This window comes from Amycolatopsis rhizosphaerae (assembly GCF_007713715.1).
In the GTDB taxonomy this organism is placed as follows: Bacteria; Actinomycetota; Actinomycetes; order Mycobacteriales; family Pseudonocardiaceae; genus Amycolatopsis_E; species Amycolatopsis_E rhizosphaerae.
On sequence record NZ_VJWX01000059.1, the window covers coordinates 1 to 22,599 of the forward strand.

General features: G+C 72.7%; 25 protein-coding genes. 15 read left to right on the top strand and 10 right to left on the bottom strand.

Annotated elements, in window-relative coordinates; translation table 11 throughout:
• Positions 1–270: 270 nt before the first annotated feature.
• The 5 genes from FNH05_RS09040 to FNH05_RS09060 are packed head-to-tail and all read left to right on the top strand — an operon-like array spanning position 271 to position 5,183.
• Entirely contained in the window at positions 271–1,173 is a 903-nt protein-coding gene (locus FNH05_RS09040) for a DUF7847 domain-containing protein (protein WP_144586877.1), read from the top strand.
• Positions 1,170–1,817, top strand: a complete 648-nt coding sequence (locus tag FNH05_RS09045; RefSeq protein ID WP_246127624.1) for a DUF4129 domain-containing protein — start codon at positions 1,170–1,172, stop codon at positions 1,815–1,817. Before FNH05_RS09040 ends, FNH05_RS09045 begins: the two co-directional genes overlap by 4 nt.
• Positions 1,814–2,926, top strand: a complete 1,113-nt coding sequence (locus tag FNH05_RS09050) for a DUF4350 domain-containing protein (protein ID WP_144586878.1) — start codon at positions 1,814–1,816, stop codon at positions 2,924–2,926. The genes FNH05_RS09045 and FNH05_RS09050 overlap by 4 nt, the downstream gene beginning before the upstream one ends.
• Positions 2,923–3,888, top strand: coding sequence for an AAA family ATPase (locus FNH05_RS09055; protein ID WP_144586879.1), 966 nt, complete (start codon positions 2,923–2,925; stop codon positions 3,886–3,888). Before FNH05_RS09050 ends, FNH05_RS09055 begins: the two co-directional genes overlap by 4 nt.
• Positions 3,888–5,183, top strand: coding sequence for a DUF58 domain-containing protein (locus FNH05_RS09060; protein ID WP_144586880.1), 1,296 nt, complete (start codon positions 3,888–3,890; stop codon positions 5,181–5,183). Before FNH05_RS09055 ends, FNH05_RS09060 begins: the two co-directional genes overlap by 1 nt.
• Positions 5,184–5,206: 23 nt before the next feature.
• Here FNH05_RS09060 and FNH05_RS09065 read toward each other — a convergent pair whose 3' ends face one another.
• The 3 genes from FNH05_RS09065 to FNH05_RS09075 all read right to left on the bottom strand — a co-directional run bounded on the left by FNH05_RS09065 (position 5,207) and on the right by FNH05_RS09075 (position 6,820).
• Positions 5,207–5,470, bottom strand: coding sequence for a hypothetical protein (locus FNH05_RS09065; protein WP_144586881.1), 264 nt, complete (start codon positions 5,468–5,470; stop codon positions 5,207–5,209).
• Between the two features lie 16 nt (positions 5,471–5,486).
• Entirely contained in the window at positions 5,487–5,738 is a 252-nt protein-coding gene (locus tag FNH05_RS09070) for a hypothetical protein (RefSeq protein WP_144586882.1), read from the bottom strand.
• A gap of 71 nt (positions 5,739–5,809) precedes the next feature.
• Complete coding sequence (locus FNH05_RS09075) at positions 5,810–6,820, bottom strand: stage II sporulation protein M (RefSeq protein WP_144586883.1); 1,011 nt, start codon at positions 6,818–6,820, stop codon at positions 5,810–5,812.
• A gap of 38 nt (positions 6,821–6,858) precedes the next feature.
• Between FNH05_RS09075 and FNH05_RS09080 the strand changes: the two genes are divergently transcribed.
• A complete protein-coding gene (locus tag FNH05_RS09080; protein WP_246127625.1) occupies positions 6,859–7,767 on the top strand; it encodes an RDD family protein in 909 nt (302 codons plus the stop codon).
• Here the strand turns inward: FNH05_RS09080 and FNH05_RS09085 are convergent.
• A complete protein-coding gene (locus tag FNH05_RS09085) occupies positions 7,760–8,788 on the bottom strand; it encodes a neutral zinc metallopeptidase (protein ID WP_144586884.1) in 1,029 nt (342 codons plus the stop codon). The two genes, FNH05_RS09080 and FNH05_RS09085, sit on opposite strands and share 8 nt — an antisense overlap.
• Before the next feature lie 225 nt (positions 8,789–9,013).
• Between FNH05_RS09085 and FNH05_RS09090 the strand changes: the two genes are divergently transcribed.
• From FNH05_RS09090 to FNH05_RS09105, 4 genes are all read left to right on the top strand, one after another.
• Positions 9,014–10,303: a M16 family metallopeptidase gene (locus FNH05_RS09090; RefSeq protein WP_144586885.1), complete on the top strand. Its 1,290-nt coding sequence runs from the start codon at positions 9,014–9,016 to the stop codon at positions 10,301–10,303.
• A complete protein-coding gene (locus tag FNH05_RS09095; protein WP_144586886.1) occupies positions 10,300–11,685 on the top strand; it encodes a M16 family metallopeptidase in 1,386 nt (461 codons plus the stop codon). Before FNH05_RS09090 ends, FNH05_RS09095 begins: the two co-directional genes overlap by 4 nt.
• Positions 11,682–12,689: an NAD(+) diphosphatase gene (gene nudC, locus FNH05_RS09100; RefSeq protein WP_144586887.1), complete on the top strand. Its 1,008-nt coding sequence runs from the start codon at positions 11,682–11,684 to the stop codon at positions 12,687–12,689. The genes FNH05_RS09095 and nudC overlap by 4 nt, the downstream gene beginning before the upstream one ends.
• A 325-nt stretch (positions 12,690–13,014) precedes the next feature.
• Positions 13,015–13,203, top strand: coding sequence for a hypothetical protein (locus tag FNH05_RS09105; protein ID WP_144586888.1), 189 nt, complete (start codon positions 13,015–13,017; stop codon positions 13,201–13,203).
• Here FNH05_RS09105 and FNH05_RS09110 read toward each other — a convergent pair.
• Positions 13,186–14,553: a GntT/GntP/DsdX family permease gene (locus FNH05_RS09110; RefSeq protein ID WP_144586889.1), complete on the bottom strand. Its 1,368-nt coding sequence runs from the start codon at positions 14,551–14,553 to the stop codon at positions 13,186–13,188. The genes FNH05_RS09105 and FNH05_RS09110 overlap by 18 nt on opposite strands.
• A complete protein-coding gene (locus tag FNH05_RS09115) occupies positions 14,550–15,047 on the bottom strand; it encodes a gluconokinase (protein ID WP_144586890.1) in 498 nt (165 codons plus the stop codon). Before FNH05_RS09115 ends, FNH05_RS09110 begins: the two co-directional genes overlap by 4 nt.
• A gap of 125 nt (positions 15,048–15,172) precedes the next feature.
• On the opposite strand from FNH05_RS09115, the gene FNH05_RS09120 reads away from it, so the two are divergent.
• Positions 15,173–15,841, top strand: coding sequence for a FadR/GntR family transcriptional regulator (locus FNH05_RS09120; RefSeq protein WP_144586899.1), 669 nt, complete (start codon positions 15,173–15,175; stop codon positions 15,839–15,841).
• Positions 15,842–15,952: 111 nt separating this feature from the next.
• Entirely contained in the window at positions 15,953–16,858 is a 906-nt protein-coding gene (locus tag FNH05_RS09125; protein WP_144586891.1) for a cobalamin biosynthesis protein CobD/CbiB, read from the top strand.
• A gap of 83 nt (positions 16,859–16,941) precedes the next feature.
• On the opposite strand, the gene FNH05_RS09130 is transcribed toward FNH05_RS09125, so the two are convergent.
• Genes FNH05_RS09130 through FNH05_RS09140 form a run of 3 tightly spaced genes read right to left on the bottom strand, consistent with a single transcriptional unit; the run spans position 16,942 to position 19,219 of the window.
• Positions 16,942–17,811: an SURF1 family cytochrome oxidase biogenesis protein gene (locus tag FNH05_RS09130; RefSeq protein WP_144586892.1), complete on the bottom strand. Its 870-nt coding sequence runs from the start codon at positions 17,809–17,811 to the stop codon at positions 16,942–16,944.
• Between the two features lie 24 nt (positions 17,812–17,835).
• Positions 17,836–18,696 carry a fructosamine kinase family protein gene (locus tag FNH05_RS09135; RefSeq protein ID WP_144586893.1) on the bottom strand — a complete coding sequence of 287 codons (861 nt, stop codon included), beginning with the start codon at positions 18,694–18,696 and terminating at the stop codon, positions 17,836–17,838.
• 34 nt (positions 18,697–18,730) lie between these two features.
• Positions 18,731–19,219 carry a low molecular weight protein-tyrosine-phosphatase gene (locus tag FNH05_RS09140; protein ID WP_281287599.1) on the bottom strand — a complete coding sequence of 163 codons (489 nt, stop codon included), beginning with the start codon at positions 19,217–19,219 and terminating at the stop codon, positions 18,731–18,733.
• Between the two features lie 55 nt (positions 19,220–19,274).
• Here FNH05_RS09140 and FNH05_RS09145 point away from each other — a divergent pair, with 55 nt between their 5' ends.
• Genes FNH05_RS09145 through FNH05_RS09155 form a run of 3 tightly spaced genes read left to right on the top strand, consistent with a single transcriptional unit; the run spans position 19,275 to position 21,981 of the window.
• Positions 19,275–20,120, top strand: a complete 846-nt coding sequence (locus FNH05_RS09145) for a Nif3-like dinuclear metal center hexameric protein (protein ID WP_144586895.1) — start codon at positions 19,275–19,277, stop codon at positions 20,118–20,120.
• Entirely contained in the window at positions 20,117–20,854 is a 738-nt protein-coding gene (locus FNH05_RS09150) for a zinc ribbon domain-containing protein (protein WP_144586896.1), read from the top strand. Before FNH05_RS09145 ends, FNH05_RS09150 begins: the two co-directional genes overlap by 4 nt.
• A gap of 2 nt (positions 20,855–20,856) precedes the next feature.
• Complete coding sequence (locus FNH05_RS09155) at positions 20,857–21,981, top strand: bifunctional RNase H/acid phosphatase (protein ID WP_144586900.1); 1,125 nt, start codon at positions 20,857–20,859, stop codon at positions 21,979–21,981.
• Between the two features lie 33 nt (positions 21,982–22,014).
• Here the strand turns inward: FNH05_RS09155 and FNH05_RS09160 are convergent.
• Positions 22,015–22,599: ArsB/NhaD family transporter (locus FNH05_RS09160; protein ID WP_281287600.1), on the bottom strand; the 585-nt coding region annotated here is incomplete at its 5' end.

Genomic DNA, 22,599 nt, shown 5'->3' on the forward strand with positions numbered 1-22,599 from the left:
GCCGTGACCAGCACGAGCACGCCGACCAGGATCAACGCGAGCACGCTGAAGGTGAGGGTCGCGGCCGCGCCGGACTTCGACTTCGAACGCCGGTGCCGTCGGCCGGACCGCGGGGTGTCCGGGGCGGAGCGCGGTGTGTTCGTCATCGGCAGTGAGCATAACCACGGGCCGCAGATCACGACTCGGAACGACTCGCATACCGGGCATGGCCGTCCGCGACGGGCTCTGCGAGAGTGGGCGGCGAAAGAACAGCAGAACTGGAGTGACCGGATGAGCGACACCGGCGGCTGGAACGGACCCGACCAGCCCGGATACCCAGGGCCCGCATTCCCGCCGCCCCCCGTCAGCCCGCAGCCCGGTGTGATCCCGCTGCGGCCGCTGGGTGTGGGCGAGATTCTCGACGGGGCCTTCGCCACCATGCGCAGGCATCCGGGGCTGGTCTTCGGTTTCTCCGCACTCGTCGCGGTGATCGGGGCGGTCGCGGATTTCGCGCTGACCCGCTCGCTGCTCGGCGGGGTGAGGACCCTCCAACCGCTCGGCCCGGCGGCGACCCAGCAGGAGCAGTTGGCCTGGTTCTCCGAGACCCTGCGCCAGACCGCTGTCGCGGGCGGCATCACCTTCGTGGTCGGGCTGCTGACCTCGACCTTCCTGTCCGGGTTCATGACCATCGTGGTCGGCAAGGCGGTGCTGGGCCGCCGCGTCGAACTGCGCGAGGTGCTGGCCGAACTCAAGCCCAGGCTGCTACCGCTGCTCGGGCTGACGGTGCTGTACATGCTCATCGTCGGGGTGGCGACGGTCTTCTTCATCGTCCCGGGTGTCTGGCTGTACGTGCTGTTCGCGCTGGCCGCGCCGGCGCTCGTCCTGGAACAGAGCGGGATCGGCACCGCGTTCGGTCGCTCGCGCCTGCTCGTGCAGGGCAGCTGGTGGCGCGTGTTCGGCATCCTGCTGCTCACCGGGCTCGTCACCATTCTGGTCACGGGCATCATCGAGGTCCCGTTCGGCCTCGGCCTCGGGCGCGATTCGGAGCTGGCGCAGTACCTGGGGCAGGCGGTCTCCTCGACCATCGTCGCCCCGTTCGCGGCGGGGGCGAGCGCCCTGCTCTACATCGACCAGCGGATGCGCCGGGAGGGAATGGACATCCAGCTCACCCGCGCCGCGGCGGCCGGGCAGTGAGCCTCTCGACGATCATCGGCCTGCTGGGCGAGGTCCCGGTCATCATCGACCGCGACGACGCCCGCCGTGCCGCCGAGGCCGAACTCGCGAAACCGGGCTACGGATCCGATAGTCCTGGGCTTTTCCAGCGGGCACTGAGCTGGCTCGGTGACCGGCTCACGGACCTCTTCCACACCGCGTCGACGGTGGTGCCCGGCGGCCCGCTGGGCCTGCTGGTGCTGCTGGCCGTGCTGGTGCTGGTGGCGGTGGTGGTCCGGTTGCGGCTGGGCCGGGTGGCCAGGGAGGTCCGCGTCCCCGGCCTGGTCTTCGAGGACCACACGACCACGGCCCGGCAGTACCGGGAAGCGGCCGAACGCGCCTTCGCCGCCGGTGACTTCGGGGCGGCGGTGCGGGAACGTTTCCGTGCGCTCGTGCGGGATCTGGAGGAGCGCGGAGTGGTGGATTCTTCGGCGGGCCGGACCGCGGACGAGGTGGCCCAGGACGCCGGGGCCCGGCTGCCGGACCGTGCGGACGAGCTGACGGCCTCGGCCGCCCTGTTCGACGCCGTGCACTACGGCGGGCGGTCCGCGGCCGCCGAGGACTACCGGCGCCTCGCCCTGCTCGACGAGCGGGTCCGGCAGGAACGGCCGGTGGTTCCCGCGTGACCGTGGTGTCTCCCGATGCCCGCCGCGTTTGGCGGGCCGCCCGCGTTCCGGTGTTCATCGCCCTGGTGCTCGTCTTCGGCTGCGCCGTGGTGGTGCTCGCGTCGAGCGGTGGGTCCTCCGGGGCGCTCGATCCGGCCTCCACCGCGAGGGGCGGCGCCCAGGCGCTGGCGAAACTGCTGGAGCGGCAAGGAGTCCGCCTCGTCGCCGTGCACGGTTACCGTGCGGCGGAAACGGCTCTGACCAGCCACGGTGACGCGACCCTGCTGGTCGCCGATCCCGCACTGGTCGAGCCCGGCAGGCTGGCGGCCCTGCGCGATCGGGCCGGGGCCACCGTGGTCGTCGGGCCGGAGCAGCAGGCCCTGACCGCGCTGTGGCCCGGAGTGGCCGTGATCGCGGAAACCGAGGTCGGCCTCCGGTCGCCCGGCTGCACCCTCGCGCCCGCCGTGGCGGCGGGCGACGCCGTGACCGGCGGCCTCCGCTACCGGGGGCCCGGTGTGCTGCGGTCCTGTTACGAAGGCTCGCTGGTGCAACTGCCCGGCGAGGTCACGGTCCTCGGTACCGGGGCCCCGCTGACCAACGGTTCGCTCGCCCAGGCGGGGGACGCGGCGCTGACCATGCGGCTCCTCGGCCGGTACCCGACGCTCGTCTGGTACGTCCCGTCGCCCGGCGACGCCGCGGCCGGGGCCGTCCGCCGTCCGCTGACCGAACTCCTGCCCCGAAGCTGGCTTTTCGGTGCGATCGAAGTCGTGGTCGCGGCCGTGCTCTTCGCGTTGTGGCGGGCCCGCAGGCTCGGCCCGGTGGTGACCGAACCGCTGCCCGTGGCGGTGCGCGCCGCGGAAACCGTGGAGGGGCGGGCTCGCCTGTACCGCCGCTCCCGTTCGGCGGGGCATGCCGCGGAGATCCTGCGGCAGGCCGCGCTCGCCAGGCTGCTTCCGGTGCTCGGGCTCGGCCCCGGCGCGGAACCCGCGTCGGTGACGGCCGCGATCAGGGCGCGCTGCGGCAGCGACGCCGGCCCCCTGCTGTACGGTCCGGCACCGGAGGACGAAGCGGCGCTCGTGCGGTTCGCGAACGAGCTCGACCGGCTGGAGAGAGAGGTACGGGGATCTTGACCACCGACGCGGCCGTGACGGCCAGGGACGCGCTGATCGCGCTGCGAGCCGAGGTCGGCAAGGCGGTGGTCGGCAACGACGCCGCGGTCACCGGGCTGATCATCGCGCTGCTGTGCCGCGGCCATGTGCTCATCGAAGGAGTGCCGGGGGTGGCGAAGACGCTGCTGGTGCGCGCGCTGGCCACGGCACTCGACCTTGGCACCCGGCGCCTCCAGTTCACCCCGGACCTGATGCCGGGCGATGTGACCGGATCGATCGTCTACGACGCGAACACCAGCGAGTTCTCCTTCCGCGAGGGGCCGGTGTTCACCAATCTCCTGCTCGCCGACGAGATCAACCGCACCCCGCCCAAAACGCAGTCCGCGCTGCTGGAGGCGATGGAGGAGCGGCAGGTGTCGGTGGACGGGCGCCCGCGCCCGCTGCCGGACCCGTTCATCGTGATCGCCACCCAGAACCCGGTCGAATACGAAGGCACCTACCCGCTGCCGGAGGCGCAGCTGGACCGGTTCCTGCTCAAGCTCACCATCACCCCGCCCTCGCGGGAGGACGAGATCGGCATCCTCACCCGCCACGCGGGGGGCTTCGATCCCCGTGACCTCACTGCCGCCGGAGTGCGCCCGGTCGCCGGACCCGCGCAGCTCGACGCCGCCCGCGCCGCCGTCGGCGCGGTCACCGTCGGCCCCGAAGTGCTCGGCTACATCGTCGACCTGTGCCGGGCGACCCGGTCGCTGCCCCCGGTCCGCCTCGGCGTTTCGCCGCGCGGTGCCACCGCCCTGCTGGCCGCGACCCGCGCCTGGGCGTGGCTCTCCGGCCGGGACTACGCCACCCCCGACGACGTGAAGTCGCTGGCCAGGCCCGCCCTGCGGCACCGGATCGGCCTGCGGCCCGAGGCCGAGCTCGAAGGGGTGACCGCGGACGGCGTGGTCGACCGGGTGCTCGCTTCGGTGACTGTGCCGCGCTGATGGCGATCACCGCGCGCGTCGGAGTGCTGGCGCTCCTCGGCGTCCTGGTGGTGGCCTTCGCGCTGCCGTCATGGACGGGCGTGCTCACGGTGCTCACCGCGCTCGTCCTGCTCGTCATGCTGGACGTCGTGCTCGCCGGCGGGGTTCGCGGCCTGGTCTTCCAGCGCGGCAAAGGGGTCGCCGCACGGCTCGGCGAACCGATCGAGGCGACCCTCACGGTGACCAATCCGGGTCGCCGTCCGGTCCGGGGCGTGCTGCGCGACGCCTGGCCGCCGAGTGCGGGCGCGGAGAACGAACGGCACCCGATCCGGCTCGGGCCCGGGCAGCGGCACACCGTGGTGACCAGGCTGCGGCCGGTCCGGCGCGGCGAGCGGCAGGCGGCGCGGATCACCGTCCGGTCGGTGGGGCCGCTGGGCCTGGCGGCCCGGCAGGCTTCGCACCGGGTTCCCGGGGCGGTGCGCGTCCTGCCGCCGTTCCACAGCCGCAAGCACCTGCCCGCCCGGCTGGACCGGCTGCGCAGGCTCGACGGGCGCCAGGCCGCGCTGGTTCGCGGCGAGGGCACCGAGTTCGACTCCCTGCGCGAGTACGTGATCGGTGACGACGTGCGGTCCATCGACTGGCGGGCGACGGCCCGTGCCCGCGATGTGATGGTGCGGACCTGGCGTCCCGAGCGGGACCGCCACCTGCTGCTGGTGCTCGACACCGGCCGGACCTCGGCGGGCCGCGTCGGTGACGCGCCGAGGCTGGACGCGGCGATGGAGGCCGCCCTGCTGCTCGCGGCGGTCGCGGCGCGCGCCGGTGACCGTGTGGACCTGATCGCCTACGACCGCCGTCTGCGGGCGAAGGTGAGCGGCGCGACGGGTGCCGAGCTGCTGCCCGCCCTGTCCACCGCGCTCGCCCCGCTCGAACCGAGCCTGGTCGAGACCGACGCGCGCGGCCTGGCGGGCGAGGTGCTGCGCCGGGCCCGCCAGCGGTCTCTGGTCGTGCTGCTGACCGGGCTGGAAGCGCCCGCCGTCGAGGAGGGGCTGCTGCCCGTGCTGCCCGGTCTGCTCGCCCGGCATCGCCTACTGGTCGGCGCGGTCGCCGACCCGGCCGTCGCGGAGATGGCGCGGGGCCGCGGCAGCGCGGAAGCCGTGTACGGGGCCGCGGCCGCGGAGCGGTCGCTGGCCGAGCGGCGGCAGGTGGCGGCCGTGCTGGCCCGCCGCGGGGTCGACGTCGTCGACGCGCTGCCGGAGGAGCTGCCCCCGGCGCTGACCGACCGCTACCTGACCCTCAAGGCCACCGGCGGCTTCTGAACCCGCACCGCCGGGGGCCCGGGTCAGGACGTGGTGAGGACCATGAACAGGCGGGTGTTCAGGGTCTGGATCTCGCCGGTGGTGACCTCGCCGAGGCAGTCGACCAGCGAGGCCTTCGGCGTGTGGTCGAGACGGGTGTAGGAGATGTGCCTTCCCTCGATCGTGGTCACGGTCAGCGGGTCCGGAGTGTCGACCACCTCCATGGTGATCACGTAGGGCACGCCGGTGAGGTCGTTGAACATGTCACCGCTGTAGATCAGCACCTGGCGCCGGGCCTGGCCCGCCACGGCCCAGAGCTGACCCCTACGCGGCCGAGGAAGCACGTTGGATCTCGGTGCGCCATTCCTGGCGACGGTGGTAACCCTCCGTCGCCGCCTGGACCTCTCCGGGGTGCTCGTGCCACCACTCGTCCGCCTTCGCGCACAGCTGCCGGAACGCCTCGCGTTCGACCGCCGCGACGAGCCACGCGCGCACGGACAGGCCCGCTTCCGCCGCCAGGGCCTTGACCTGGCCGTACGTGTCGTCGGACAACGTCAATGCCAGCCGCTTACCCATCGCGCCACTATAGGACGTCACCGTCCGCCACCGCCCGAAGGCGCGGCGGCGGGGGCGTGTCGCGAGCCGGTTCAGGCCGTCTGGGGCCGGACGTCGCCGCCGCCCTGCCGGGGGTCGACGTCGCCGGTCACCCCGGCACGTGCGGCCCGCCCGCCGAGCACGAAGACGTAGGTCAGAAAGGCCGCTTCGGCGAGCACGCCGATGCCGATCCGCGCCCAGGTGGGCAGCGGGGACGGCGTCACGAACGCCTCGATCACGCCGGACACGAGCAGGACGCAGGCCAGGCCGAGCGCCATCGCGGCCACCGTGCGGCCCTCCTGGGCCAGTGCGACGGCGCGGGTGCGCGGCCCCGGGCTGAGCACGGTCCAGCCAAGGCGCAGCCCGGTGCCCGCGGCGACGAACACCGCGGTCAGCTCCAGCAGTCCGTGCGGGGTGATCAGGCCGAAGAACACGTCGAGGCGGCCGGCCGCGGCCATCAGGCCGGCGGAGACCCCCACGTTCGCGGCGTTGGCCCACAGCGCGACGAACACCGGCAGGCCGAGCAGCACCCCGAAGAAGAGGCAGGTCGCGGCGACCCAGGCGTTGTTGGTCCAGACCTGTGCGGCGAAGGAACCGGCCGGATTGCTCGAGTAGTAGGACTCGAAAGCTCCGCCGGGTGCGGTCAGCTCGCGGATCTGGTCGGGCGCGGCGATCGAACTCCGCACTCCCGCGTCCGTGGCCACCCAGGCGCCGAGCAGGGTGCTGACCAGCACGGTCGCGAGCGCGGTGCCGAGCCACCAGTACCGGCTCCGGTACACGGCGGCCGGGAACCGCTGGGAGAAGAACAGGCCCGCTTCACGCCAGGCGGCGGTCGGCGTGCCGGTGACGGCCGAACGGGCCTGGGCGACCAGCGACGACAACCGGGACAGCAGGGCGGGGTCGGGAGCGGCCGAGCGCACCATCGACAGGTGGGTGGCGCACCGCTGGTACAGCGTGATCAGCTCGTCGGCCTCCGGGCCTCGCAGGGTGCGGCCGCGCCGGACCAGTTCGGCCAGCCGGTCCCATTCGGCGCGATGGGTCGCGACGAAAAGATCAACGTCCACAGGGCACCTCCGCGTCCGGCCCAGACTACAGTTGGCGGGTGAGCGTCCAACCCGATCTGGTGACCGGTGACGCGGTCGTGCTCGACCTGCGGCTCGCCCGTCTGGCCAGCCGCGGCCTCGCCTTCGCGATCGACCTCGCGATCCAGGCCGGGATGCTGGGCGTCTGCGCGGTCGCGCTCGCGGTGGCCGACCTCGACAGGGCACTGACCGCGGCGATCCTGCTGAGCCTGCTGGTGCTGGTGCGGGTCGGCTATCCGGTGCTGTTCGAGTCGCTGAACCAGGGCCGCACCCCGGGCAAGGCGGCCTTCGGGCTGAGGGCCGTGCGGGACGACGGCGGCCCCCTCCGCTTCCGCCACGCGCTGGCGCGCGGCCTGGCCGGGGCGATCGTCGACTTCGGCCCGGTCGGGTTGTGGAGCGTCGTGGCGGTGACGGTGTCGCTGTTCTCGGCGAAGTCCAAGCGGGTCGGCGACTACCTGGCGGGCACGGTCGTGGTCCAGGACCGTGCGCCGGTGGCGCTCCCACCCTCGATCGTGATGCCCCCGGCGCTGATCACGTGGGCCACCGGGTTGGAGCTGTCGGGGTTCACCGATGACCTCGCGCTCGCCGCGCGGCAGTACGTGGCGCGGTACGGCGAGATGCGCCCGGAGGCGCGGGACGCGCTGGGCCACCGGCTGGTGCAGGAGGTCGCGGCGCGCATCGGCGCGCCTTTGCCGCCCGGGACACCGCCGTGGGCCTACCTGATGGCGGTGCTGGCCGAGCGGCGGAACCGGACGGCAGCGCAGTGGCAGGGCGCCGTCTGGGCCCAGGCTCCGGCCCATCCGCACCCGGTGCCGCACCCCGTGCCGCACCCTGTGCCGCACCCTGTGCCGCACCCCGTGCCGCACCCGGTGCCGGAGCCGGTGCCCGACCCGAGCACGGCGGACGGCCCGTTCGCCCCGCCTAACTGACGTCGGAGGACGCCGCGGCGAAGGTGTTGCACTGCGCGAGCCGGTCGCTCTGCGCCCCCTTGCGCCACCAGGCGGCGTAGTGCGCGTTGGTGCCGTGGTCGTGGCTGCCGGAGGTGTCGTCGCCCCGGGTTTCCTGGTCGTTCCAGGCGGTGTCGAACACGTTCTGGGTGACCGACCCGCCCCGGTTCGCGGTCGAACCGAGGAACAGCCCGGAGAAGCACTGCGCCTGCAGTTCCTTGCGGCGTGACATGTCCAGCCCGGCCGGGCTGTCCTCGCCCTTCTGGTAGATCACCGACCAGGCGGCGTCCATCAGACCGACGAGATCCTGGACGTGGTGCCCGTACTCGTGGGCGAACAGCGCGAGGTAGACGCCGGGCTTGTTGCCGTAGAGGTCGGTCTGCAGGCCGCGCCAGGGCACGTAGAGGTGGTCCTTGCAGTAGAACGCGGCGATCGCGATGCTCACCTCGATGGTGCCGCAGGGACTGGTGAAGCTGTCCCCGCTGGGGAATTCGAGTTGCGGTGGGTGGAACGGCAGGTCCATCGCGTTGAGCAGTTCGCCCCAGCGCGCGTTGAGGCACTGCGCCGCCGCGGTGAAGAAGGTCTGCGCGGCGGCGGGGCTGCTCGGCCAGCCCGGCACGCTGCACGGGGCGTTGCGCAGGCCCGCGTTCTGATCGGCCAGCAGCGGGTGATCGGCCAGCGTGAGGATCTTGTGCGGCCCGGACTCCGAGGTCGGGGTGCTGGTGGTGGTGCGGCTGGACGAACTGGTCCGGCTCGTGCTGCTCGGGCTCGGCCTGCTCGTCGTGCTCGACGCGGTCGTGGTCGTCATGGTGGCGGCGGAGGCGGCGGGCTGCCGGTCGCGCCCGCCCTTCACCGCGATGACGACGATGCTCAACCCGAGCAGCACCACACCGGCGAGGCAGGCGGCGACGATCAGGCCGGTATGGGATTTCCGCACCGGTGGTGGCGGCGGCGGATAGGGCTGCCAGTGGGACGGCCAGGGACCGTACGGTGGCTGGGACATCGCCGGCTTGCTCCCCCAGGGCTCGGGCACGCCGGTGGATGATCGAATCGGCGCGCGGACGAAGCATACGAAGCATACGGCCCCGCTCGCCCGTCCGGGTGATTTCCGCCGGATTTCCTTCTCCGTACCGCTCGATACCGCCCGCCGATTCCCGCACCGCCGCGCCGCGCCCGCCGTCCGTCGCGCCGCCGACCGGGCACCCGCGGTTGGCCGTAAGGTGGCGTCATGGCCGCACCCGAAAATCTCCGCTTCACCCTGGACAACGGCTTACGTGTGGTGCTCGCGCAGGACGCGACCGCGCCCGTCGTCGGGGTCTCCGTGCACTACGACGTGGGCTTCCGCTCCGAGCCGGAGGGGCGCACGGGTTTCGCCCACCTCTTCGAACACCTGATGTTCCAGGGCAGCGAAAGCCTGGAGAAGCTCGCGCACTTCAAGCTCGTGCAGTCCAGCGGAGGCACCTTCAATGGTTCCACCCATCCGGATTACACCGACTACTACGAGGTGCTGCCCTCGGCGGCGCTCGAGCGCGCCCTGTTCCTCGAAGCGGACCGGATGCGCGCCCCGAAGCTGACGCAGGAGAACCTCGCCAACCAGATCGACGTGGTCAAGGAGGAGATCCGCCTCAACGTGCTCAACCGGCCCTACGGCGGGTTCCCGTGGATCCTGCTGCCGCCGGTGCTGTACCAGAGCTTCCCCAACGCGCACAACGGGTACGGCGACTTCACCGACCTCGAGCAGGCGAGCCTCGACGACTGCGCGGCCTTCTTCGACACCTACTACTCCCCGGCCAACGCGGTGCTGACCATCGCGGGCGACTTCGAACCGGACGCGGCCCGCGAACTCGTCGAGAAGCACTTCGGCGACGTGCCGTACCGGCCAGCGCCCCCGCGCCGCTCCTTCGCCGAGCCGCCGCCCGTCGGCGAGGTGCGGGGCAGCCACACCGATCCGCACGCCCCGCTGCCCGCGCTCGCCATCGGCTACCGCATGCCCGACCCGATCCACGAGCTCGACGCGTACCTGGCCTACCTGGTGCTCGCCGGGGTGCTCACCGAAGGTGACGGTTCGCGCCTGGAGCAGCGGCTGGTGCACCGGGAACCCCTGGTCACCGACATCGGCGCGGGGGCAGGGCTGTTCGGCCCGTTCGAAGCGCGCGACCCGGACACCTTCTCGATCACCGCGATCCACTCGCCCGAGGTGTCGCCGGAGCGGGTGCTCGCCGCGGTCGACGAGGAACTCGAAAAGCTGGCCGCGACCCCGCCGGAGGCGGGGGAGCTGGCGAAGGTCACCGCCCGCTGGAGCTCGGGCCTGCACGCCGACCACGACCGCCTGGTCTCGCGGACCCTCGGACTCGGCGCGTTCGAGCTGCTCTACGGCGATCCGTCCCTGATCTACCGGCTCGCCGACCGGATGGCCGCCGTCACCGCCGAGGACGTGGCCTCGGCGGCCAAGGCGCTGCGGCCCGATTCGCGCGCGGTTCTGCTGGTGGAGCCCAACAGCATGGAGGCAGGCAAGTGACCTCGACGACCCACCGTGACGCCGCGGAGATCGGCCGCACCGAGCGGGGCCCGCGCCCGGTGCCGGAGCTGGGCGCGCAGCGCGCGGCCGCCGATCTGTCGCATGTGGACACAACTCTCGGCAACGGGCTGCGCGTGCTCGCGGTGCGCAAGCCGACCGTACCGCTGGTGGAGATCCGGCTGCGCGTTCCCTTCGGCGGCACCGAGCCGCTACACTCGGCCACCGCGGAGGTCCTCGCCGAGACCCTGCTCACCGGCACCGCCCACCGCGATCGCGTCGGGATCGACACGGAGCTGGCGCTGATCGGCGGGGATCTCAACGCCTCGGTGGACCCGCAGCGGCTGTCCGTCAACGGCAACGCGCTGGCCGCCCGCCTGCCGACGCTGCTGGACGTGCTGGCCGACGCGCTCACCTCGGCGTCCTATGTGGACGACGAGGTGGCGAGGGAGTCCGACCGGCTGGTGGAGCGGCTCGCGGTGTCCCGCACCCAGCCCCGGGTCATCGCCCGTGAGGCCCTGCTCCGGCACTGCTACGGCGACCACCCGGTCACGCGCGAGATGCCGCAGGCCGAGGACGTGGCCCAGGTGAGCCCGGAGGCGGTGCGGGCCCTGCACTCGGCCGCCGTGCTGCCCCGCGGTTCGGTGCTGGTCCTGGTCGGCGACTTCGACCCCGAGCAGGTGGTGGGCGAGGTCGAGAACGCGTTGCGGGACTGGTCCTCGCCGTCGGACGCCCGGATCATGCCCGCGCTGCCGATGCTGTCCGGCGGGGACATGCTGCTGGTGCCGCGCCCGGGCGCGGTGCAGTCGCAGATCCGGTTCGTCGCCCAGGCGGTGCCCAGGACCGACCCGCGCTACCCCGCACTGCAGCTGGCGAACCTGTCCTTCGGCGGGTACTTCTCCTCGCGGCTGGTGGAAAACATCCGTGAGGACAAGGGCTACACCTACAGCGCGCATTCCGGTTTCGAGTTCAGCGGGCCGAGCGCGACCGTCGGTGTGGACGCCGACACGGCCAACGACGTGACCGCCGCCGCGGTCCTGGAGACCCGGTACGAACTGGGCAGGATCGCGGTGGACCCGCCGACGGCCCACGAGGTCGGCTCGGTGCGCCAGTACGCGGTGGGCTCCCTGCTCACCTCCACCGCGTCGCAGGCGGGGCTGGCCACCCAGCTCGCCGCGCTCGCGTCGAACGGCCTCGGCGTGGAGTGGCTCGCCACCCATCCGGAACGGCTCGCCGCCGTCACGGTGGAAGAGGTCGCGCAGGCCGCGTTCGACTTCTTCGCCCCGGCGCGGTTCACCGGTGTGGTCGTCGGCGACGCCGAGAGCCTCGCGCCGCAGCTGTCCGCGCTGGGCGGGTTCACGGTGGGAGAGCCGGCCGCGTCATGACCGCTCCGTTCCGGCTGGGCGCACTGCCCACCCTTGCCCGATCCACTGTGGACCGTCAGGAAACCCTGCGCACCAACCCCGACCGGTTGTTGAGCCGCTGGCCGCAGGCGCAGGTCGTGCTGCTCGACGACCGTTCCCGGACCCCGGTGCGGGACGGGGAGGTCTCCGTGGCCACCCGCAAGGCCCTCTCCTTCGGTGACGTTCCCCCCGAGGACGCGGTGTTCCTCGGTGAATGGCAGGGAGTGGACTACTGGTCCCTGCCCGGCGCTCCCGAGGGCGAACCCGAACTGGTGCGGCTGAAGGGCAGCTGGGGATTGATCGAGGAGATCCCGAAGATCGGCGACGAGCTGTGGGTGGACCTGCGGTCCCACGGCGATCGGCTCGACGACACCTCCGCCGGCCTGTTCACCACGGCGCAGGCGCTGCGTCACTGGCACCGCCAGGCGCGGTTCTGCACCCGCTGCGGCGGCGGCACCACGCGGATCCAGTTCGGCTGGGCCACCCGCTGCGAGCAGTGCGGGCGTGAGGAGTACCCCCGCACCGACCCGGCCATCATCTGCCTCGTGCACGACGACGCCGGGGTCAACGGCGAGCAGGTGCTGCTGGCGCGGCAGCCGATCTGGCCCAAGGGCCGGTACTCGGTGCTGGCCGGTTTCGTCGAGGCGGGGGAGTCGCTGGAAAACTGCGTGACGCGGGAGATCCGCGAGGAGGCAGGCACCGAGGTGTGGGATGTGCGCTATCTCGGCAGCCAGCCGTGGCCGTTCCCGCGCTCGATCATGCTGGGCTTCGCCGCCCGTGCCGACGCGTCGCTCCCGCTGCGCCCGGCCGAGGGTGAGATCGAAGAGGCGCTGTGGGTGTCCCGCGGCGAGGTGCGGGCCGCGTTCGAAAGCGGCGGCGAGCCGGTGCCGATCGCGGACGGCGCGTCCACCATGATCCTGCCGGGCAACGCCTCGATCGCCCGCGTCATGCTGGAAGCCTGGGCCTACGCCGACTCCGGCGTCTGAGCCCCGTCGCAAGTCCTTTCGACTCGCCCGGCGTCACGCCCTTCCTCCGGGCGAGTCCCACGCTCAGGCGCCTGTGTCCCACGCTCAGGCGCTTGAGTCCCACCCTCGGGCGCTTGAGTCCCACGCTCCGTCTGGGCCGGTGCCCCTCAAGGCGCCGGACTCTTGCCGGGGCCCTGCCTGCTTTCCCGTGAGGGGGCCCCTCACGGCAAGCCGCAGCTCGGGGGGACGGACGGCACAAGGACCCTGGTATGGGGGACCTAAGGCCGTCGAAGCGGGCCGCTTTCCCCGCGAAGGTGGACTTACCGACACTTCGCGGGGAGACGAGATGAACCTTCAGCTGAGTGAGAACGAGGCGCGGGCGCTGCGTGAGCTGCTCGTCGCGCACCTCGGCGACCTGTCCGCCGAGATCGCGGCGACCGACAACCCCGGCTTCCGCCGGGAACTGCGCGAGCGCCGCGACCTGCTGCTGAGGGTGCGCACCACCCTCGAAGCGGAGCTACAACAGCGCGCCTAGTGGCAGGATCAGCGCGATCGCGACCACGGAGATCACCGTCTCCATCAGCGACCAGCTCTTGATGGTCTGCCCCACCGACAGGCCGAAGTATTCCTTGACCAGCCAGAACCCCGCGTCGTTGACGTGCGAGAAGAACAGGGAGCCCGCGCCGATCGCCAGCACCAGCAGGGCGTCGTGCGTGGGATCCAGCGTCGCGGCGAGCGGGGCCACGATGCCCGCCGCCGACACCGTGGCGACCGTCGCGGAGCCGGTGGCCAGCCGGATCGCCACCGCGACCAGCCAGCCCAGCAGCAGCGCGGGGATGGCGGCGCCGGTGGCGAGCTGGGTGATCACGTTGCCCACGCCGGCGTCGACCAGGGTCTGCTTGAAACCGCCGCCCGCCCCGACGATGAGCAGGATCCCGGCGATCGGGCCGAGTGAGGCGTTCGCCGTGGACGCCAGCCTCGTCCGGTCGAAACCGGCGGCCCGGCCGAGCGTCACCATGCCCACCAGGACGGCCAGCAGCAGCGCCACCAGCGGGTCGCCGATGAAGTCGAGCACTCTGCGGGTCTGGTTCGCGCTGCCCGAGGTGATGTCGGCGATCGCCTTGGCGAGCATCAGCACGACCGGCAGCAGCACCGTGGCCAGCGTGGCCGCGAAGCTCGGGCGCCGTGCCCCGGCCTGCTCGTTCTGCTCGGGAACCAGCCTTTCCGGCGCCGCCACGTCCGGCAGCCAGCGGGCGGCCAGCCTGCCGAACAGGGGGCCGGCGACGATCACCGTCGGGATCGCGACGAGCAGGCCGAACGCGAGCACGATGCCGATGTTGGCGCCCAGCGCACCGGCCGCGGCCAGCGGGCCGGGGTGCGGTGGCACCAGGCCGTGCAGCACGGAAAGCCCGGCCAGTGCGGGGATTCCGATCAGCATCAGCGGTTTCCCGGTGCGCTTGACGACCAGCAGCACGATCGGGATCAGCAGCACCAGGCCGATCTCGAAGAACATCGGCAGCCCGATCAGCGCGGCCACCAGCGCCATCGACCAGGGCAGCGCGCGCTTCCCGGTGCGCGAAAGGATCGTGTCGACGATCTGTTCCGCACCGCCGGAGTCGGCGAGCAGCTTGCCCAGCATCGCGCCGAGCGCGATCAGCACGCCCACCGAGGCGACGGTGGAGCCGACGCCGCTGGTGAAGCTCTTCAGCAGCTTGTCCACCGGCATCCCGGCCAGCAGGCCCAGGACACCGGAACCGAGGATCAGCGCCAGGAAGGCGTGCAGTCTGACCTTGCCGATCAGGATCACGATCACCGCGATCGCGATCAGGGTCGCACCGATCAACCGGGAATCGTGCCCGGTCCAGGCGGCGGCGAGGGTGCTCACTTCGGCTCCTTTGCCAGCGTGTTCAGCGCGGCGCGCACGATGTACTCGGGCGGGTCGGCGATGTCGGCGACGGCACCGCGCTCGTCGGGTTGCAGCGGCTCGAGATCGGCGAGCTGGGAGTCCAGCAGCGACGGCGGCATGAAGTGGCCGGACCGGTTCCTCATGCGTTCGGCGAGCAGGTCCCTGGGGCCGTCGAGGTGGAGGAACCACACGTCCCCGCCGCGGCGCAGCACGTCCCGGTACTTCCGTTTCAGTGCGGAGGAGGAGACGACCCCGCCGGTTTCCTGGTGCTCGGCGATCCAGGCGGCGATGGCGCGCAGCCATGGCCACCGGTCCTCGTCGGTCAGCGGGTGGCCGGAGGACATCTTCGCGATGTTCGCCGGCGGGTGGAAGGAGTCGGCTTCGGCGTATTCCACACCCAGCCCGGCCGCGAGGGCCAGGCCGATGGTGGTCTTGCCGGAACCGGCGACTCCCATCACGACGACGACGGTCATCTGTTCCTCCGACTTCGCTGTCTCGAGCTCGGTGCCATGAAAGTACTACTTTTGAGCGAGAAAGATAGTACTTAATTGTGGCCGGGGTATAACTTCACACTGTGTCAGGAGACCTGCACGGACGGATGCTCGACGAGCTCGGTACCGCGATCGCGTCCGGGACGATCGCGCCGGGCACCGTCCTGCGCCTCGAACAGCTGCAACAGGACTACGGCGCCTCCAGGACCGTCGCCCGCGAAGTGGTCCGCGCGCTCGAGGTCATGTGCCTGACCACCAGCAAACGCCGCGTCGGCGTCACCGTCCGTGCACCCGAGGAGTGGAACCACTACGACCCGCGCCTGATCCGCTGGCAACTCGACAGCGGCAACCGCGAGCGCGCCCTGCGCATGCTGATGGAACTGCGCTGGGCGATCGAGCCCAGCGCCGCCCGGTTCGCCGCCCTGCGTGCCACCCCCGAGGAGCGGGGCCGCCTGCGCGCGCTCGGCAGCCGTCTGCGGACCACAGCGAAGGCGCGCGACCTGGCCACCTTCCTCGGCCACGACATCGACTTCCACACCGTGGTGCTCGAGGCCTCCGGCAACCCGATGTTCCGCCAGCTGTCCGGGATCGTCGCCGAGGTGCTCACCGGCCGCACCGAACACGGCCTGATGCCGCCCGAACCCCAGCCCGAAGCCGTCGCGCTCCACATCGAAGTGGCCGAGGCCATCGACGGCGGCGACGCCGACCGGGCCGAGCGGGCCATGCGGGCGATCATGGAACAGGCCCGCGACGAGGTGGCCCGGCAGTTCGGCTGAGGGGAAGGCCGGGGAAACCGGCCCCACCCTCGGGCCCCGGTCCGCTCGACCTCTAACCTTCCCCGGCAGATCGTCGAGCTTTGCTTACTGGGCTTATCTGGGGGGACGCAAGTGACTGCGGCGCGGGCCGTCGGGCTGCTGCTGGGGGCAGCCGCCGACGGAGTGATCGGTTCTCCGGGCCGGAGACGGCCGGTGGCGCGCCTCGCCGCCTCGGCGCGGCGGAGCGGGGCCGGGCCGGCCTGCGTGACCGGTCTGGCGGCAGGTCTGGTCGTCGCCGGGGTGCTGGCCGAGCGGGCCGGACGCCGTGGCCCGGTGCTCCAGGCTCTGGGCACCGCCACCGCGACCTGGGCGGTCCTCGGTGGCGCCGGGCTCGCCGCGAACGGCGCGTCGCTCGCCAGGGACCTCGAAGAAGGACGGCTCGACGAGGCCCGCGAGACGCTCGGCGGACTCGACCCGCGCCGGACCGGCAAACTCGACGTCATCGGGCTGTCGCGCGCTTCGGTCGAGACCGTCGCCCAGCGCACCGCGGACGACATGGTCGCCCCGCTGGTCTGGGGCGCGCTGGCGGGTATGCCGGGCCTGTTGGCTGCCCGCGTGCTTTCGCTCCTGCGCCCGGCCGCCGGGCAGCGGGGCCCGCTCACCTGGCTGGTGGCGCGGCTCGACGAACTGATCCACCTCGTGCCCACCCGCGTCGCGGCCGCGCTCACCGTGGTGGCGGCCCCGGTGGTCGGCGGCTCCGCGAAGGGATCCTGGCGGGCCTGGCGCCGGGACAGCCCGGCGCATCCCGGCCCGAACGCGGGCCGGGCGGAGGCCGCCTTCGCGGGGGCGCTGGAGATCCGGCTGGGCGGGCGGACCGTGTACCGGCACGGGGTGGCCGATCTGCCCGTACTCGGCGACGGGCGCAATCCGGACGCCGGGCACGTCACCCGCGCGGTGGAACTGTCTCGCGTGGTGGGCTGGCTCGCCGCGGCCGGTGCCGCCGTCCTCGCCGTACTGACCGGCCTGCGCCGCCGCTGACCGGCTCCGCCCGTGTCCCACTGGCCGGGACCCTGGTGTTCTTTCCGGTGAGGGGACCCCTCACGGCAGTTGCTCGGCGCAGCTCAGTGCGAGGCGGTGTGGTTGCGCGGGGAACCGGCGGGCGTGTTTTCGTCGTCGTCTTCGGCGAGCATCTCGGCGACGGACTTGCGGCGCCGCGCCTTCTTCGCCTTCGCACGGTCACCCATCTCGGCCAGCACCCCGCCCGGCTTGAGCTCCCGCATCGTGAAGTAGGTCAGCGCGCCCAGCGCCATCACCCCGAACGCGATCCACTGCAGCGCGTACGAGAAGAACGGCCCGGAGTCGAGCTGGGGCAGCGGCAGCGCGGTGAGCACGCCCGGCTGGTCCTGGTCGAGCTGGAAGTAGCCGGGCCGGATGGGCAGGCCGCTGGAGCGGGCCACCACGCGGGAATCCACGTCGTAGCTCTGCAGTTTCCCGCTGGCCGGGTCGGGGAAGGCGTCGCGGCCCTTGGGGTCGTTTTCGTCCGCCCGGATCCGGGCGATGAGCTGCACGGGGCCCGCGGGCGGCGCGGCGTACGGAGACACGGCGCCCTTGTCGGCCGGCCGGACGTACCCGCGGTCGATCAGCAGGATCTGCCCGTCCTCCGCCCGGAACGGGGTGAGGACCTCGAACGCGGCCTCCCCCTGCACGGTCCGCAGCCGGGCCACCACTTCGTGTTCGGGCAGGTAGCTCCCGGTGATGGTGACGCGGCTCCACTCGGTGTGCGCGTCGGGTTCGGCGCCGGGGGCCAGCACGGTGTTCACCGGCTTCGGCTGTGCGGTGAGCGAGGCCTCGATGGCGTTGTTCTGCGTCTCGCGCTCGCTGTTGCGGCTGAACTGCCAGGGGGAAAGCAGCCAGAAGCAGGCGAAGGCGAACAACAGCACACCGGCCACCGTCGCCAGCCAGCTCGGCCGTAACAAGAACTTCCACCGCACGGCTTCCACGGTAGCCCCGTGCGTTCAGCGGAGAGCGGCCCGGGCCGCCGACAGCGCCTGCCGCGCGTAGCCGCCGCCGAACACCGCCGCGTGCATGAGCAGCGGAAACAGCTGGTGCAGCGGGATTCGGTCCCGCCAGCCGCCGTCGAGCGGGGCACCGGCATCTGTGGCCGATTCCGCATAGGCGCCGAGGATGTGATCGACCAGCGAGGTGCGGAACAGCAGCAGCATCGCCAGGTCGCTCTCCCGGTGCGCGCCGTGCGCCGCCGGGTCGATCAGCCACACCCCGTCGTGCGACCAGTGCACGTTCCCGCTCCAGGCGTCGCCGTGCACCCGGGCGGGCGGCTCGGCAGGCCCGGCGAGCGCGGGCAGGCGCTCACACACGGTGTCGAACACCTTGACCTCGTCCGAGGTCAGCAGCCGCTGGTCCGTGCAGAGGCGGACGTACGGCTCGATCCGCTCCTGCGCGAAGAAGGCCGGCCAGTCCGGGTGCGGTTCGTTGCGCATGGGCGCCACGCCCATCCACGCGTCCACCGGCCCGCCGGGCGGGGGACTGCCGAACGCCTCGGCGCCGCGCAGGTGCAGCCGGGCCAGGCCGCGGCCGAAGGCCTCGGCGGCCGCCGGAGCGGGGGAGGCAGGCGGGACGTACTGCAGCACGAGCCACTCGTCGTCCTGCCCGAGCACGGCGGGCACCGGCACGTCGCCGTACTCGCCGAGCCAGCGCAGACCGGCGGCCTCGGCCTCGGTAGCGCCCTTGCCCACGCCGCGTTTGGCGACCACCACCTCGCCGCCGTGCAGCGTGACCAGGCAGATCGACCCGCCACCGCGGCGGACCCCGGTCACCCGGCCATCGAGCAGGGCCTCGACCGCCTCGCGGGCGTTCACCGCCGGTCCCGGCGGGCGGAACGGAAGTCGCTGATCACCCCTGCAGTGTGCCCAGCTCCTGCCGCACCCAATCGAGCAGGCCCGGTACCGTTCGCTCGATCATCGCGATGACCTCGTCGAAACCCTCGTCACCGCCGTAGTAGGGGTCCGGCACCTCGGCGCCGGGCGCGGCGGTGGGGTCGAACTCACGCAACAGGCGCACCCGTGCCGGATCGGTCACCTTCTGCCGCAGGGTGCGCAGATGACCGGCGTCGGCGGCGAGCAGCAGGTCGGCCTCCAGATGACCGGCGTCGACCTGTGAGGCGACGTGCGCGACGGGGTAGCCGTGGCCGAGGAGGGTCTGGCGGGCCCTCGGGTCGGCGGGCTCACCGACGTGCCACGGCCCGGTGCCCGCGCTGGTCACCCGGACGAGACCGTCCAGGCGTTCCCGGCGCAGGTGCTCGGCGAACACCAGCGCCGCCATCGGGGAGCGGCAGATGTTGCCGGAACAGACGAAGCAGAGATGCAGACGGAGTTCGGTCACGCCGCCCAGTGTGCCCAACCCCGGTACTGACGGGTGCGGGTGCGAAGATCCGGGTATGCCCGCGCTCGCCGAATACATCGCCGCACTGGAGGCCGCCTACCCGCCCGCACTCGCCGAAAGCTGGGACGCGGTCGGCCTGGTCTGCGGCGACCCGGCCGAGCGGGTGGACCGGGTGCTGGTGTGCGTCGACCCGGTCACCGCCACCGTGGACGAGGCGATCGAGCGCGGTGCGCAGCTGATCGTGGCGCACCATCCGCTGCTGCTCCGCGGGGTGCACGGCGTGCCCGCGACCACCCCCAAGGGACGGCTGGTGCACCGGCTGATCCGCGCCGGTATCGCCCTGTACTGCGCCCACACCAACGCCGACGCGGCCAGCCCCGGCGTCTCGGACGCGCTCGCCACCGCACTCGGCCTGCGCTCCCTGCGGCCGCTCGACCCCAATCCGGACGGGGTGACCGGGATCGGGCGGATCGGGGAACTGCCCGAACCCGAGCCCTTTTCCGCCTTCGTCGAGCGCGTCGCGGCCGCCCTGCCCCGGACCGAGCCGGGTGTGCTCGGCGCCGGCGACCCGGACCGTCCGATCAGGACGGTCGCGGTGTCGGGCGGGGCGGGCGACGGCTACCTGGCCAAGGCCGCCGAGGCCGGGGTCGACGCCTTCCTGACCGCGGACCTGCGCCACCACCCGGCCGGTGAGCATCTGGAGGCGGGCGGGCCCGCGCTGGTCGGGGTCACGCACTGGGCCAGCGAATGGCCCTGGTGCGCGCAAGCCTCGGCGGTCCTGTCACACGCCGTTGCGGGTACCGTCGACATTCACGTGTCCACCCGCCGCACCGATCCGTGGCTCGTCCGGGCCGGAGGCGGTGCGCAACCCGACCCCGTTCCGAGGGAGCACATCCAGTGAAGGCAGACCCGTCCGTTCAGCGCCAGCTGCTCGAGCTCGCCAAGGTGGACGCCGAGCTGTCCCGGGTAGAGCACCGCCGCCGCACGCTGCCCGAGCTCGCCGAGATCGAGCAGGCGGAGAAGACCCTCCGCAACCGCCGCGACGCGCTCGTCGCGACCCAGACCTCCGTCTCCGACCTCGACCGCGAGGTCGCGCGGCAGGAGAAGGAGATCGAGTCCGTGCGCGCCCGCGAGGACCGCGACCGCAAGCTGCTCGAGTCCGGCTCGGTGTCGGCCAAGCAGATGACCGACGTCCAGCACGAGCTGGAGACCCTGGCGCGGCGGCAGGCCGCGCTCGAGGACGACCTGCTCGAACTGATGGAGCGCCGCGAGGCGCTGGAGATGGACGCACAGCGCACCGGGGCCGAGGTGGACCAGGCCCAGCAGGCGCTCGCCGACGCGCAGCACCGCCGCGACGAGAACATCAAGGACCTCGACACCGTCCAGGCCCGCCGCGACGAGGACCGGGCGAAGCTGCTGCCCCGGTTCCCCGAAAACCTCCTGAACCTGTACGAGCGGGTGCGGGCGCACAAGAGCATCGGCGCGGCTCTCCTCAAGTCCCGCCGCTGCGGGGCCTGCCAGCTCGACCTGGACCGCGCCGCGATCTCGGAGATCAAGTCCGCGGCGCCGGACGAGGTCATCCAGTGCGAGAACTGCGGCGCGATCCTGGTGCGCACCCTGGAGTCCGGCCTGTGAACGTGATCGTCGAAGCCGACGGCGGTTCGCGGGGCAACCCGGGGCCGGCGGGCTACGGCGCCGTGGTCAAGGACGCCGCGACCGGCGAGGTCCTCGCCGAACGCCAGGAAGGGCTCGGCGTCACGACGAACAACGTGGCCGAGTACACCGCGCTGATCGCGGGGCTGACCGCGGCCGCCGAACTCGGCGCGACCACGGTGGACGTCCGGATGGACTCCAAGCTTGTGGTCGAGCAGATGTCCGGCCGGTGGAAGATCAAGCACGCCGCACTGCAGCCCCTCGCCCTCAAGGCCCGGAACCTGGCCTCGCGGTTCGACCGGGTCCGCTTCGAGTGGATTCCGCGTGCCCGGAACGCGCACGCGGACCGGCTCGCGAACGAGGCCATGGACACCCAGGCGGGCAAGACGGTGGCCAGGTCCGCCGCCGCACCGCCGGTCACGCCGCCTTCGCCCGCCCCGCGCACCAGTTCGCCCGCCAAGTGGACCGGGGCCCAGGGCAGGCCGACCCGGATGCTGCTGGTCCGCCACGGCCAGACCGAACTGTCCGTCGACCGGCGCTATTCGGGCCGCCGGGACGTGCTGCTCACCGAGCTCGGCCGTCAGCAGGCGGCGGCCGTCGCCAAGCGCCTGGCGGGGATGGCGGGCGTGGTGGTCGACGGGGAACCGGCCCCGATCCTGTCCTCGCCGCTGAGCCGGGCGAAGCAGACGGCGCAGGCCGTCGCCGACGCCGTCGGCGGCCGTGTCGAGACCCACCCGCTGCTGGTGGAGACCGATTTCGGCGAGTGGGAGGGGCTGACCTTCGCCGAGGCCTCGCAGCGTGATCCCGAACTGCATGCGAGGTGGATCCGGGACCTCACCGTGGCCGCGCCGGGCGGGGAGAGCTTCGCCCGGGTCGAGCAGCGGGTGGCGCGCCTGCGCGACGAGCTGGTCGAGACCTACGCGGGCCGCACCATCGTCGTGGTCAGCCATGTGACGCCGATCAAGTCGCTGCTGCGGCTGGCACTGGACGCCGGTCCCTCCGTGCTGTTCCGGCTCCACCTTGACCTGGCCTCGCTGTCGATCGTCGAGTTCTATCCGGACGGCAACGCCTCCGTCCGTCTCGCCAACGACGTCTGCCACCTGGCCTAGCCTGCCGCGGGCCACTGGCTCCGGACGCTCGCCTCACGGCCCGGGCAGCACCGCGAGGCTCGCCCAGAGTGCGACCACCGAGGCGAACAGGGTCAGTGGCACCGTGTAGAGCCCGAGGCGGTGGAACTCGCGCCAGCGCGGGGTGGCGCCGACCCCGGCCAGGACGCGCCGCCACAGCAGGGTCGCCAGCGAGCCGAGGTAGGTCGCGTTCGGGCCGAGGTTCACGCCCAGTAGCACGGCGAGCACGGTGCCCGCCGCCGGGTGCGGGCCCAGCACCGACAGCAGCAGCAGGGTCGCGGGCAGGTTGTTGACCAGGTTGGCCAGCACGGCGGCGAGCACCGCGGTCAGCAGCAACGAGGCCAGACCGGTGCCCTCGGGCAGCAGTGCCCGCAGCGGGGCGCCGAGCAGGTGGCGCGAAATCGCTTCCACCACGATCGCGAGCCCGAAGACGAACAGGCACAGCAGCAGGTTCGCCTCGGCCACCAGTACGGTCACCCGCACGCGGCGCCGGGCGAGTGCCCGCGCGGCGAGCACCGTGGCGGCCGCCGCGGCCACCCACACCGGTTCGAGACAGAACAGCGGGGCCACCCCGAAACCGGCCAGTGCCAGGCCCAGGAC

Bases quoted from the DNA above. Each gene is read 5' to 3' on its own strand.
- FNH05_RS09040 (WP_144586877.1), top strand. From the start codon at position 271: ATGAGCGACACCGGCGGCTGGAACGGACCCGACCAGCCCGGATACCCA.
- FNH05_RS09060 (WP_144586880.1), top strand. From the start codon at position 3,888: ATGGCGATCACCGCGCGCGTCGGAGTGCTGGCGCTCCTCGGCGTCCTG.
- FNH05_RS09070 (WP_144586882.1), bottom strand. From the start codon at position 5,738: ATGGGTAAGCGGCTGGCATTGACGTTGTCCGACGACACGTACGGCCAG.
- FNH05_RS09085 (WP_144586884.1), bottom strand. From the start codon at position 8,788: ATGTCCCAGCCACCGTACGGTCCCTGGCCGTCCCACTGGCAGCCCTAT.
- FNH05_RS09090 (WP_144586885.1), top strand. From the start codon at position 9,014: ATGGCCGCACCCGAAAATCTCCGCTTCACCCTGGACAACGGCTTACGT.
- nudC (WP_144586887.1), top strand. From the start codon at position 11,682: ATGACCGCTCCGTTCCGGCTGGGCGCACTGCCCACCCTTGCCCGATCC.
- FNH05_RS09105 (WP_144586888.1), top strand. From the start codon at position 13,015: ATGAACCTTCAGCTGAGTGAGAACGAGGCGCGGGCGCTGCGTGAGCTG.
- FNH05_RS09115 (WP_144586890.1), bottom strand. From the start codon at position 15,047: ATGACCGTCGTCGTCGTGATGGGAGTCGCCGGTTCCGGCAAGACCACC.
- FNH05_RS09120 (WP_144586899.1), top strand. From the start codon at position 15,173: ATGCTCGACGAGCTCGGTACCGCGATCGCGTCCGGGACGATCGCGCCG.
- FNH05_RS09145 (WP_144586895.1), top strand. From the start codon at position 19,275: ATGCCCGCGCTCGCCGAATACATCGCCGCACTGGAGGCCGCCTACCCG.